This window comes from Mycobacterium sp. SVM_VP21 (genome assembly GCA_024758765.1).
Classification (GTDB): domain Bacteria; phylum Actinomycetota; class Actinomycetes; order Mycobacteriales; family Mycobacteriaceae; genus Mycobacterium; species Mycobacterium heraklionense_C.
In genome coordinates this window covers 1,909,349-1,922,000 of sequence record CP101406.1, presented here as the reverse complement: position 1 = coordinate 1,922,000, position 12,652 = coordinate 1,909,349, and the positions used below count along the sequence as shown (strand labels likewise).

Annotated in this window: 8 protein-coding genes and 3 pseudogenes; 7 read left to right on the top strand and 4 right to left on the bottom strand. The window is 69.0% G+C overall.

The genetic code is table 11. The annotated features are described in order from the left end of the window. Positions 1–300: 300 nt before the first annotated feature. Positions 301–1,497: a cysteine desulfurase-like protein gene (locus NM962_08890; protein ID UVO14119.1), complete on the bottom strand. Its 1,197-nt coding sequence runs from the start codon at positions 1,495–1,497 to the stop codon at positions 301–303. Positions 1,498–1,621: 124 nt separating this feature from the next. Between NM962_08890 and NM962_08885 the strand changes: the two genes are divergently transcribed. The 5 genes from NM962_08885 to NM962_08865 are packed head-to-tail and all read left to right on the top strand — an operon-like array spanning position 1,622 to position 6,716. Next, complete coding sequence (locus tag NM962_08885) at positions 1,622–3,592, top strand: hypothetical protein (GenBank protein UVO14630.1); 1,971 nt, start codon at positions 1,622–1,624, stop codon at positions 3,590–3,592. Beyond that, positions 3,568–4,152, top strand: coding sequence for a bacterial proteasome activator family protein (locus NM962_08880; protein UVO14118.1), 585 nt, complete (start codon positions 3,568–3,570; stop codon positions 4,150–4,152). The genes NM962_08885 and NM962_08880 overlap by 25 nt, the downstream gene beginning before the upstream one ends. A gap of 19 nt (positions 4,153–4,171) precedes the next feature. Then, positions 4,172–4,981 carry an ABC transporter ATP-binding protein gene (locus NM962_08875; GenBank protein UVO14117.1) on the top strand — a complete coding sequence of 270 codons (810 nt, stop codon included), beginning with the start codon at positions 4,172–4,174 and terminating at the stop codon, positions 4,979–4,981. Next, complete coding sequence (locus NM962_08870) at positions 4,978–5,889, top strand: glycosyltransferase family 2 protein (protein UVO14116.1); 912 nt, start codon at positions 4,978–4,980, stop codon at positions 5,887–5,889. The genes NM962_08875 and NM962_08870 overlap by 4 nt, the downstream gene beginning before the upstream one ends. Further along, on the top strand, positions 5,886–6,716 hold the full coding sequence (locus NM962_08865) for an ABC transporter permease (GenBank protein UVO14115.1): 831 nt from the start codon (positions 5,886–5,888) through the stop codon (positions 6,714–6,716). Before NM962_08870 ends, NM962_08865 begins: the two co-directional genes overlap by 4 nt. A gap of 73 nt (positions 6,717–6,789) precedes the next feature. Here the strand turns inward: NM962_08865 and NM962_08860 are convergent, their stop codons facing one another. Continuing rightward, positions 6,790–7,023: a hypothetical protein gene (locus tag NM962_08860; protein ID UVO14114.1), complete on the bottom strand. Its 234-nt coding sequence runs from the start codon at positions 7,021–7,023 to the stop codon at positions 6,790–6,792. A gap of 99 nt (positions 7,024–7,122) precedes the next feature. Continuing rightward, a complete protein-coding gene (locus NM962_08855) occupies positions 7,123–8,223 on the bottom strand; it encodes a mandelate racemase/muconate lactonizing enzyme family protein (GenBank protein ID UVO14113.1) in 1,101 nt (366 codons plus the stop codon). Between the two features lie 2,705 nt (positions 8,224–10,928). Between NM962_08855 and NM962_08850 the strand changes: the two are divergent. Then, positions 10,929–11,174, top strand: a pseudogene (locus NM962_08850) (hypothetical protein). Positions 11,175–11,255: 81 nt separating this feature from the next. Continuing rightward, a pseudogene (locus NM962_08845) lies at positions 11,256–11,519 on the top strand (hypothetical protein). 293 nt (positions 11,520–11,812) lie between these two features. On the opposite strand, the pseudogene NM962_08840 reads toward NM962_08845, so the two are convergent. Continuing rightward, positions 11,813–12,235: pseudogene (locus NM962_08840) on the bottom strand (PE family protein). Between the last annotated feature and the right edge of the window lie 417 nt (positions 12,236–12,652).

Genomic DNA, 12,652 nt, shown 5'->3' with positions numbered 1-12,652 from the left:
CGTCGTTGAGTCTGTCGATATCCTCAGCCAAAGTCAAGCCTTTGACTAGCATCCGCAACCCGGCCGCGGCCGCGAGAACCGCCGAAGCCGCCCGATAACCGCAGGTATCCGGAATTTTTCCGGGAAGGACCGCAGACGATACCGATCTCTTAAAATTCCCTAGACAACTCGGCATTGACCGAAAAATTGGCCACGAAAGTGGACTAGATCAACTGGATCGATGTGTCTGATGCATCGGCGTGCTGGCTAATGCGGCCATGACGAACCACCCGGCGGCCGCTCCCCGACCCGACGTCGGGCCTAACCCAGCGACGCCAGCGCCCGAACCAGCTGGTCGACTTCGGCCATCGTCGAGTAGTGGCCCAGCCCGATGGTGACCGCTCCCCCGATGTCGTTGACCCCGATCGCATCCAGCACCCGGGATCCGGCATTGGCGATCGCCAGCACACCGTTGTCGGCCAACCGCTGCACCACTCGTTCGGCCGGCACCTTCTGTACTACGAAGCTGACCACCGGGATGCGTGCCTCGGGCTGGCCGATCAGCATCACCAGCGGAAGCGACCGCAAGGAACTCAGCAGGTACTCGAACAACCGGTTCAGATACGCCGCGGCAGACTGCATCGATACCGCCAGCCGCTCGCGGCGACTACCGCGGGCCGACTCGTCCAGCGAAGCCAGATACTCGACACTGGCCACCAGCCCAGCCAGCAGACCGAACTGGTGCAGGCCGACTTCCAATCGGGCCGGGCCCACGGCGTGCGGGTCCAGCGACACCGACCCAAACGTGTCGATCAGCGCCGGGTCACGAAAGGCCAGCGCGCCCACCGGCGGCCCACCCCAGGAGGCCGCGTTGACGGCCACCACGTCCGCCTCGACGTCATTGATGTCGAGTAGTTGGTAGGGCGCCGTGGCCGAGTGATCGACGACTGCCACGCCGCCCACATCGTGGACCAGCTTGGTGACCGGCCGAAGATCAGTGACGGTGCCCAATACCCCCGACCCCGAGCTGAGCGCCACCAGCCGGGTGGACGGAGTGATCAGGTTCTCCCACTGCCAGCTGGGCAGCTCACCGGTCTCGATGTCGACCTCAGCCCATTTGAGCTTGGCGCCATAGCGGTTGGCGGCCCGCACCCAGGGGGCGATGTTGGCCTCATCGTCGAGACGGGTGACCACTGTCTCGTAGCCCAGGCTCACCCGCGACGACGCGGCATCGGCCAAAGCGCTCAACAACACGGCACGATCCGGACCCAGCACCACCGCGGCGGGATCGGCGCCCACCAGATCGGCCACCGCCTGGCGGGCCGCGACCAACACCGCGGCGCTGCGGCGGGCCGCCGGGTGCGGGCCTTCCGCCTTCGCCAACGATCCCCGGAAGGCAGTCGACACGGTGGTGGCCACCGAGTCCGGAATCAACAGGCCCGACGGCGAATCGAAATGAACCCATCCGTCACCGAGCGTCGGGTGCAATCCACGCACGCGAGCGACGTCATAGGCCATGCCAGCCACCTTAAAACTTCTCAAGATCGATCGGTGAACGTCTCGGATAACGAGATAGCTCCCCCGCAATACGGAGCCAGGCCACCTTGGCAGACATACTAGTGCAGTGCTTCTGGGCTTCGGAATGGTCTTCGGACTGGTCACGGCGCTTTTGCTGCTGGTACTTCCGGGCGCGCTCGTAGCGATCGGCGCCGGGCTGAACTGGCCATTAGCCGTGGCGGTCGGGCCGGCACTTACCTACGGAGTCGTAGGCCTGGCCATCGTCCCTTTCGGCGCCGTCGGAATCCCTTGGAACGCAACCACTGCAGCGGCTGCGCTGGTGGCGGTCGGCGCCGCGGTGGGCGGCTTGGCGAGGGGAACGCGATCTTTGCTGGGACGCCGTCCCGGCATCCATGTGGGGGCTCCCTCGCCCGCGTTGTGGCCGATACTCACAGTGGCCGCTGGAACGCTGCTGGGGATACTGCTGATCGGCTGGGCCGCGGTGCGGGGCATCCCGGATTGGCAGAGCATTCCCAGCACCTGGGACGCGGTGTGGCACGCCAACACCGTCCGATTCATCCTCGACACCGGCCAGGCCTCCCCGACTCATATGGGCGAGCTGCGCAATGTCGAAACCCACGCCGCGCTGTATTACCCGTCGGCATTTCACGCGCTGACCGCGGTGCTGTGCCAACTGACCGGCGCCGCACCCACCACCGGCTACACCCTGGCCGGCCTGGCTGCCTCGGTGTGGCTGTTCCCGGTCAGCGCCGCGCTGCTCACCTGGAATCTGCTGCAGCGAGTGACGAGCACCGCCGTGACGGCGGTGTCAGCGGGCGCCGCCGCCGCACTCTCGGCGTCGTTCACCGCGCTGCCCTACGTCGAGTTCGGCACCGCCGCCATGCCCAACCTGGTGGCCTACGGCCTGGTGGCGCCGGCGTTCGCGCTGATCACCGCGGTCCGCACCCTGCGGGACCGAATCGGCGTGGCGGTACTGGCGCTGCTGGGAGTGTTCTCGGTCCATCTGACCGGAGGCGTGGTCACGGTCTTGCTGGTCGCGGCCTGGTGGCTGTGCCCCTCCGATGGCGCGCTCTGGAACCCGCTGCGCGGGAAGCGGCGGGACACCCTGGCGTTGGCCGGGGTTTTGATCCCGACCGGCCTGTTGCTGTTGCCGCAACTGCTCAGTGTGCGCAAGCAGGCCGAGATCATCGCCGGGCACGCGTTCCTGACCCACGAGGGCCGCAAGTCGGGTTTGCGGGACGCGTTGCTGATGCACACCCGCCACCTCAACGACTTTCCGATCCAGTACACGCTGGTCGGCCTGGCCGCCGTCGGGGCGGTGGTGCTGGCGGTCCGCAAGGTGTACTGGCCGCTGGCGTTGTGGGCGGTGCTGGTGGTCGCGGTGGTGCACTCCTCGGCGCCGCTCGGCGGCCGGGTGGGCAGCGTGCTGGGCCTGTTCACCGACCTGTTCTACAGCGACCCGCGCCGGATCATGGCCGCGATGACGCTGCTGCTGATGCCGATGGCCGGGATCGGGCTGGCGTGGTTGGTCTCATTTCTCTTTCGCGAGCAGTCACAAAAGCCCCCTAAATGGGCTCAATTTGGGGGCTTTCACGTCTGCTCGGCGTTGATAATCACGGCGACGACCATCGGGCTGGCCTGGCACTATCTGCCGCGGCACGCGTTCTTGTTCGGCGACAAGTACGACTCGGTGATGGTCGACTCCCGCGACCTGCAGGCGTACGCGTACCTGGCCGACCTGCCCGGGGCCCACGACACCGTGATCGGCAACGCCAACGTCGACGGCAGTGCCTGGATGTACGCGGTCGCCGACCTGCACCCGCTGTGGACGCACTACGACTATCCCCAACAGCAGGGTCCCGGCCCGGAGCGGTTCGTCTTCTGGGCATACGCCGACGACGCCGACACCGATCCGCGGGTGGCGGAAGCCGTGCACGGCCTCAATATCCGCTACGTGCTGATCAGCAGCCCGACGGTCCGCGGGTTCACGCTCCCCGACGGACTAGTGTCACTGGAGAAATCGCGGTCGTGGGCCAAGATCTACGACAATGGCGGGGCCAGCATCTACGAATGGCAGGGAGGCGGAGCACGGTGACCACCAGCGGCGGCAGCAGCAGCGCAGACGACAGGGACAGCGCAGATGGTGTCGAGATCATCAGCGGTGCCGACCCGCGGCTGCTGGCGGCCGGGCTCAACAGCTCCACTGACGCCGCCGATGATGACGAGGCGTCGCTGACCGACTTGATCGAGCAGCCCGCCAAGGTGATGCGGATCGGCACGATGATCAAGCAGCTGCTCGAAGAAGTCCGCTCGGCTCCCCTGGATGATGCGAGCCGGCTTCGCCTGCGCGAGATCCACTCCGCCAGCATTCGCGAGCTCGAGGACGGCTTGGCCCCGGAGCTGCGCGAGGAGCTGGACCGACTGACGCTGCCGCTCCGCGAGGACGCCACACCGTCGGACGCCGAGCTGCGAATCGCCCAAGCCCAGCTGGTGGGATGGCTCGAAGGCCTGTTCCACGGCATCCAGACCGCGCTGTTCGCCCAGCAGATGGCTGCCCGCGCGCAGCTGGAGCAGATGCGTCACGGCGCCCTGCCCCCCGGCCCCGCCGGCGGCGGCCACGCCCAGGGCCACACCGGCTCCGGCCAGTACTTGTAAGCCTGCAAGCGGAATTGCCGTGTCTGACAACGATCCTCGTATCGAAACCCGCGACGCCTGGGTCGAGTTCCCGATCTTCGACGCCAAGTCACGGTCGCTGAAGAAGGCGTTCCTCGGCAAGGCCGGCGGGGCGATCGGCCGCAACAACTCCAACGTGGTGGTGGTCGAGGCGCTGCGCGACATCACCATGTCACTGTCGCTGGGCGATCGAGTGGGCCTGGTCGGGCACAACGGCGCGGGCAAATCCACACTGCTGCGGCTGCTTTCGGGTATCTACGAGCCGACGCGCGGGTCGGCATCGGTGGTCGGGCGGGTAGCGCCGGTGTTCGATCTGGGCGTGGGCATGGACCCGGAGATCTCCGGCTACGAGAACATCATCATCCGCGGCCTGTTCCTTGGCCAGACTCGCAAGCAGATGGCCGCCAAGGTCGACGAGATAGCCGAGTTCACCGAGCTGGGCGACTATCTGGCAATGCCACTGCGCACTTATTCCACGGGTATGCGGGTGCGGTTGGCGATGGGGGTGGTCACCAGCATCGACCCGGAGATCCTGTTGCTCGACGAGGGCATTGGCGCAGTGGACGCCGAGTTCTTGAAGAAGGCCCAGACCCGGCTGCAGAAGCTGGTGGAGCGGTCCGGAATCCTGGTGTTCGCCAGCCATTCCAACGAATTCTTGGCCCGGCTGTGCAAGACCGCGATGTGGATCGACCACGGCACCATCCGGATGACCGGGGGGATCGAGGAAGTGGTCGGCGCCTACGAAGGCCCCGATGCGGCCCGGCACGTGCGCGAGGTGCTTGCCGAGACGCAGGCCAGGGACCAGGCGTGAACGAAACCGTCTACGCCGTCGTCGTCACGCACCGCCGGCCGCAGCAGCTGGCCGAATCCCTCAAGGCGCTGACGGGCCAGACCCGAACACCCGACCACGTGATCGTCGTCGACAACGATGACGACGCGACGGTAGCCGAGCTGGTGGCCGGGCAATCGGTGCCGTGCACCTACCTCGGTTCGCGGCGAAACCTTGGTGGCGCAGGCGGTTTCGCACTGGGCATTCTGCACGCCCTGGCCGCTGGCGCGGACTGGGTGTGGCTGGCCGACGACGACGGCCGGCCAGCCGACGCCGGGGTGCTGTCGGCACTGCTGGCCTGCGCGGCCAAACATCACCTGGCCGAGGTGTCCCCGATGGTGTGCAACATCGACGATCCGTCCCGGCTGGCCTTCCCGCTCCGGCGCGGGCTGGTGTGGCGACGCGAGGTCGACGAATTGCGTACTGGCGCATCGGATGACGACCTGCTGCCGGGGATCGCGTCACTGTTCAACGGGGCGCTGTTCACCGCGGATGCCCTGGATGCGGTCGGCGTGCCGGATCTGCGGTTGTTCATGCGCGGCGACGAGGTGGAGGTACACCGCCGGCTGGCGCGGTCGGGATTGGCGTTCGGGACGTGCCTGAACGCGGCGTACCTGCACCCGTGCGGTTCAGCGGAGTTCAAACCGATCCTGGGCGGCCGAATGCACGCCCAGTATCCGGACAGCGACGCCAAACGCTTCTACACCTACCGCAATCGCGGCTATCTGATGGCGCAGCCCGGGATGCGCCGGTTGCTGGTCCAGGAATGGCTGCGGTTCGGCTGGTTCTTCCTGGTGTCGCGCCGCGATCCGGCCGGCCTGATGCAGTGGGCCCGGCTGCGCCGACAGGGGCGCCGCGAACAGTTCGCCAAACCGGAGGGGCAGCAATGAGCTTCGACGACGTTGCCACGCAGTCCAAGACGTTTGCGCGGGCGCGGGCCGATCTGGTGGACGGGTTCCGCCGCCACGAGTTGTGGCTGCACCTGGGCTGGCAGGACATCAAGCAGCGCTACCGGCGCAGCGTGCTGGGCCCGTTCTGGATCACCATCGGCACCGCCACCACCGCGGTGGCTATGGGCGGCCTGTACTCCAAGCTGTTCCATCTCGATCTGGCGGTGCACCTGCCCTACGTGACGCTGGGGCTGATCGTGTGGAACCTTTTGAACGCCGCCATCCTGGAAGGCGCTGACGTGTTCGTCGCCAACGAGGGACTGATCAAGCAGCTGCCGACGCCGTTGAGCGTGCACGTCTACCGGTTGGTGTGGCGCCAGATGATCCTGTTCGCGCACAACATCGTCATCTATCTACCGATCGCGCTGATCTTCCCGAAACCCTGGTCGTGGGCGGATCTTTCGGTGATCCCGGCGCTGCTCTTGATCGCGCTGAACTGTGTCTGGGTGTCGCTGTGTTTCGGGATTCTGTCCACCCGCTATCGCGACATCGCTCCGCTGTTGTTCTCGGTGGTGCAGCTGCTGTTCTTGATGACGCCGATCATCTGGAACTACGACACGCTGCGCGCCCAAGGGGCGTCGCGCTGGACTGCGGTGGTGGAGTTCAACCCGCTGATGCATTACTTGGACATCGTGCGGGCCCCACTGCTGGGCGCGCATCAGGAGCTGCGGCACTGGGCGGTGGTGCTGGTGCTCACGGTGGTCGGCTGGTTGGTAGCCGCCCTGGTGCTGCGCCAGTACCGGGCGCGAGTGGCGTACTGGGTGTAGACAGCCCTGCCAAACGTGAAGGTGGGCGGCACGCGATCGGATTTCACGGGCGGTAGCAGGGCTGAACCACGGATCAGGCGACGAGCATGACCGGCAGCCCGATGTCGGCGGCATTACGGGCCAGTGCCGCGTCCAGGGTCCAGAGGGCGACACCGAGTCGTTGCGCCAGGCGCACATAGGCCGCGTCAGTGGCGTGTCTACGTCTGAGCCGGGCCGTTATCTCCGCGATTTCCGGTCCTTCCACCGCAAAGTCGAACGGATGCAGTTGCAGATCGAAAGCGGCGAGATCCTGCCAGATATCGGTCAACGGTGCAAAATGATGCGTTTCTCGGCTCAGCCCCCGGTGCTGGCATCGCGGTCAGCGCGACTCGCGGGATGGACTGTCAGCAACGCCCTCTTATCGTCGTCACCCGCACCGATAGGTACTCACGACACCGGGATCGGGGTCGAGACCCAGGCCCGCCCCGGCTGGCGTCGTGATCCGTCCCTCCGTCGGCGCCCATGCGTCTCCGTAGATCGACGCTTCCAGATCGAACCAGCGCCACTCCACCATCGCCTCCGCGCCGCCCAGCGCGGCCGCGGTCTGGATCGCGGCGAGCAGGCCCGGCCCGTCGTAGAACGAGTGCGTCATCACCTCGACGTGGTAGGCCGCAGCTAGCCGAAAGACCTCGCGCGCCTCGGTGATTCCGCCCATCTTGGCCGGGCTGGGCTGCACGAAGTCCACCGCACCGGCATTCAGCAGTCGTTCGAATTCCATCGTGGTACCGATGTTTTCGCCCGAAGACACCGGCAGACCAGTACCACGGCGCAGCTCGGCCAGCCCGGTGAAGTTTTCCGGCGGCCACAGTGGCTCCTCCAGGAACAGCAGTCCGATCTCGGCGAGTTCGGTTGCGACGGCTTGCGCGTGCGGGAGCGTCCAGGCGCAGCCGGCATCGATGATCAGCGCGATGTCCGGTCCGGCTTCCTCGCGAGCCGCCGCTATTGCGGGCAGCTGGGATTCGTGCAGCTTGATCGCGGCGAATCCGGCGTCGACGGCGCGCCGCACCGCAGCACGGACCCGTTGCGGCTCGGTATAGCAGGCCAGGCTGGCGTAGCAGGACATTTCTCGGGGACCGCCACCGAGCAGCGTCGCGATCGGAACGCCGGCTCGCTTACCGGCGATGTCCCACAGTGCGATGTCCACCGCGGACAGTGCGTAGGTGATCGCGCCGCCGCGGCCGAAGACGTGTAGCTTGCGTTGCACCTGGTCCATCAGGGCCGCGATGTCAGCGGCGTCGGCGCCCAGGCAGAGCGGGGCGACGAGTTCGTCGAGTGCGTGGGCGGCCAGCGCGGTGCCGTACAGGCCGAACGCCTCACCCCAGCCCACGGTGCCGTCGTCGGTGGTCACCTTGACCAGCAACGAGTCCGCAGCGGTCAGCGCGACACCCCATAACGCCGCGCCGGGCAGGTCCGGTTTGAGCGGAATACGCAGCGGGATCGCCTCGATGGCGGCGATGGCGGCCGGCATGGTTTCTAGCCTAGAACCGTGTCGGGTGCCGTTAACAGGGTCTATTCGACCGGGCCGCACAATCGGAAGGGCCCCGGCCCTGCGCCGCCAGTGGCGGCCAGAGCCGGGGCCTTTCTTGTCTGGGCTACGGAGTTGCCGGGTTGTTTGCCCCGTTGGTGCCGGTTGCGACCTGGCCGTCCGTCTGCGTACCGCCCTGGTTGACGATGTTGCCGTCGGTGCCGTTGCCGCCGGTGTTGCCGGCTCCGGTTCCACCGCCGCCGTTGCCGCCGGTGGCGGTGCCGTTGGTGGCCGTGGACGGGGTGCCCGCGCCGTCGTTGCCGAAGGCGTCGACTCGGCTCCACCCGGCATTGCCGCCGGTGCCGCCGTCGAGACCGTCGCCGCCCTGGCCGCCGGTCGACGTTCCGTTCGCGACGTTGCCCGGGTCACCACCGGTGGCGATGCTGGCCTTGCCGCCGTCACCGCCCTGGCCGCCGCCGCTGGCCGCGCCGCCGTTACCGCCGGTCGAGATGCCGCTGGCCGTTCCACCCGGACCACCCAAGGTGCCACCGTTGGTGGTCTTGGAGCTCTGGATGTCCGAGCTGCCGCCGTCACCGCCGTGGCTTCCCGCACCGGTAGCGTTACCGCCGTCACCGCCGGTGGAGGTGCCATAGGAATTGCCACCGGTGGCGGCGTAGCCGATCTCGCCGGACTCCAGCTCACCCCAGGAGCCCTTGCCCCCGGTACCGCCGTTGGTGCCGATACCGCCGTTGCCTCCCTGAGCGATCGCGTCGTTGCCGCCACCGCCGATGCTGCCGCCGGCACCGTCGACGATCAGCTGGCCGCTGCCGCCGTCACCGCCGGTGCCGTTGACGCCGCCGCCACCCGTACCGCCGGTGGCGGTTCCGGTGATGGTGCTGCCGGCGCCGGTGGCGTCGGCCAGGCCGAAGCCACCCAGGCCGCCGGTGCCGCCGTTGGCGCCGTTGCCGCCGGCACCTCCGGTGACGGTGGTGTCGCTGATGACCGCACCATCGGTGGCATTGATGTTGGCAGCGCCCCCGACGCCACCCGCGGCGCCGACACTGCCGTCGGTAGTACCGCCGTTGCCGCCGGTCACGTGGCTGCCGGTGATCGCGCTGTCGGCACCGTCGGCACTCAGGCCGGCGGCTCCACCGTTGGCGGTCGCGCTGGCGTCGCCACCGGTGACGGTGCTGTCGGAGATGCTGCCGCCGTTGGTGGCCGACACCGTGGTGTCACCGCCGACGAAGTCACCGTTGTTCTGCCCGTTGGTGATGGTGACGTTGCTGATCGCGCCGCCGCCGGTCGAATGGATGATGTTGTCGGCACCGTCGTCGCCGTTGACGCCGTTCGCACCGCCGGCACCGCCATCGCCGCCGGGTGCATGGGCACCGTCGATGGTGCTGCCCGCGCCGTCTGCGACGACCGCTCCGAGTCCACCGGCTCCGCCGTTACCGCCGACCCCGGTAGTGGTACCCGCGGCGCCCTCGCCACCCTTACCGCCGGTCGCGGTGCTGTCGGTCACAGTGCCGCCGTTGACGCCGCCGACGATGGCGCCGCCGCCACCGCCGCCGCCACCACCGCCCTGGCCGGCGGTCTGGCCGTCGGCCACCGCACCGGCACCGCCGTCACCGCCCTTACCACCGACCGCACCGATGCCGATGCCGGCGCCGTCGGCGCCCGCGCCGCCGGAACCACCGTTGCCGGCCGTGCCGGTGCCGGAGGTGCCGCCGTTGCCGCCGGCGCCACCGTGACCACCGGTCAGGCTGCCGGTGTTGCCGTTACCACCGGAGCCGCCGTTGCCGCCGGTACCGGAACCGCTGGCCGCGCCACCGTCGCCGCCGGTGCCACCGGAGCCGCCGGTGCTGCCCTGGATGTCGGGCAGGGTCCCGGCCAAGGGTGCGCCGGTGCCGCCGTCGCCGCCGTTGCCGCCGGAGCCGGCCGCGCCGTCCTCGGAGGTTCCGCCGGCGCCGCCGTTGCCGCCATGTCCGCCGGCCAACGTCCCGTTCTCACCGGTGTTGCCGTCGCCGGTGGTGTTGCCACCATTGCCGCCGTTGCCGCCGTTGCCGGCAGTCTGGTCGCCGGTCGCGTTGGCGCCAGTGCCACCGTCACCGCCATAGCCGCCATGACCGGAACCGTCGCCACCGACACCACCGGCGCCACCGTTGCCGCCGGTGTTGTTGCCACCGTTGGCGGTGCTGGTCACCGCGCCGCCGGTGCCGCCCTTGCCGCCCGTGCCGCCGTAGACGCCCTGGCCACCGGAGCCACCGGAGCCACCGGAGCCGGCCTGATAACCGGTACCGCCGTTACCGCCGGCGCCACCGGAGCCGCCCACGCCCGTCGCGTCTTCGTGGGCCGGGCTCAGCCCGTTGCCGATGAAGCTGCCGTCCTCGCCGGTGGCCGCGTTTCCGCCCACACCACCGGCGCCCCCGTCACCGCCGTTGCCGATCTGACCGATGGTGCCGTCGGCGCCGTCGGTGTGGCCGTCGCCGCCGCCGCTGCCACCGGTTCCGGCCGTGGCACCGGCCGCTCCGCCGTTTCCACCGTTGCCACCGACGCCTGCTGTGCCGCCGTTTCCGTTCACGGTGTCTGCGGGTACCAGGGCGGCGATCACCTCACCATTGGCGCCGGCGCCTCCTTCACCCCCGACGCCACCGTTGCCACCCTTGCCGCTGTCGCCGCCGTTGCCGCCGTTGCCGTTGGTCGCCGAACCACCGTTGCCGCCGACACCACCTACGCCGCCGTCACCGGCATTGCCACCGGCTCCGCCGTCCACCGCCGCGTTGTCGGAGTCCGCGCCGCGACCGCCAGTGCCACCCGTGCCCCCGATACCACCGGCGCCACCGTTACCGCCGTTGCCCGAAACCGAGCCGCCATTGCCGCCGACACCACCGGCGCCACCATTGCCACCGACCGCACCGTCGCCGCCGGCCGTACCCACGTCTGTGCTGTCGACACCGGCCGCACCCTGATCACCGTTACCGCCGGCGCCGCCGTTACCGCCGTTACCGTGGTCGCCACCGTTACCACCGGCACCTCCGTTACCGCCGGACACGCCCGTGCCACCGATGCCGGCACCACCGATGCCGCCGTCACCGCCGTTGCCCGACACCGTGTCCGGCAACGTGCCAGCGGCGCCGTCCGCACCAGCGGTGCCGGGTGTGCCACCGAAGGAACCAGTGCTGGTACCTGCCGCGCCACCCGCACCGCCGGCGCCCACCGCACCGAGGTTGCCGCCGGCACCACCCGCGCCGCCGGCACCGCCGCCGACGATCTCGTCGCCGACCGCCTCGGTTCCAACTTCCGGAGCGGTACCACCACCGGCACCACCGTTTCCGCCGGCACCACCGTTACCGGCCAGGCCGGAACCACCGCCGGTGCCGCCGGCACCACCGTTGCCCGCGGCACCCGAGGGGTGCACGCCGAAGAACCCGCCGCCGCCGCCATTGCCACCGGCACCACCGGCACCAGCTGCGCCGCCGGAACCGGCGTTACCGCCGCTACCGCCCGCGCCGCCCTTACCACCCGGGTCACTGGCGGGAATGAGCGCCGCGGGCACAACCTCGGGTCCGTTGTTCACGTCACCGTTGCCACCGACGCCACCGTTACCGCCGTTACCACCGACACCGCCGTTACCACCGACGCCACCATTGCCGCCAGCGCCGGAGGTACCGAACAGTCCAGCGGCGCCGCCGTTTCCTCCGGCGCCGCCGACCCCACCGGCGAAGCCATTCGTGCCGTCGCCGCCGTTGCCGCCGTCGAAGCCGTCGGCTCCGGTACCGCCGACCGGGCTCAGACCGTCGGCGCCCACGTTTCCGTTGGTCCCAGCCGCACCGTTGCCGCCGTTGCCGCCGGTACCACCGTTGCCGCCGTTACCGAAGAAGAAACCACCGGCGCCGCCGATGCCACCCGCCAAGCCGTCGGTGCCAGCCGCGGTCACGCCGTCGATGCCGAACGCACCCGCGCCACCGTCGCCGCCGTTGCCCATCAGGGAGCCACCGGCCCCACCACTGCCGCCCGCCAGCCCCAGGCCAACGCCGCTACCCCCGTCGCCGCCGTTGCCGAGCATGCCGGCATTGCCGCCATCGAGATTGAATGTCGAATCGGAAGCGAAGCTGTAGGTGCCGTTCTCAATGTCGGCCAGTGTCACGTCGTTGCCGGCGGCGTCCACCAGGACCGCTCCGTTGGCACCGAGGACGTCGCCGTCCGCGTCGACGACCGCGCCGCTTCCGCCGTCACCGAACAGGAAACCACCGGCACTCGCCGCGTGGTACACCAAGTCGCCGTCATCGTCGAAGCTGACGTAGGCATTGGCACCGTTGTCGAAGACACCGTCGATGTGCAGGCCACTGCCGATCAACAACTGACCGATGTCGTAGAGCGGCTGGTAGATGATCATGTTGATCGAGTTGGCCACTAGCTCGTTGAGAGCCTC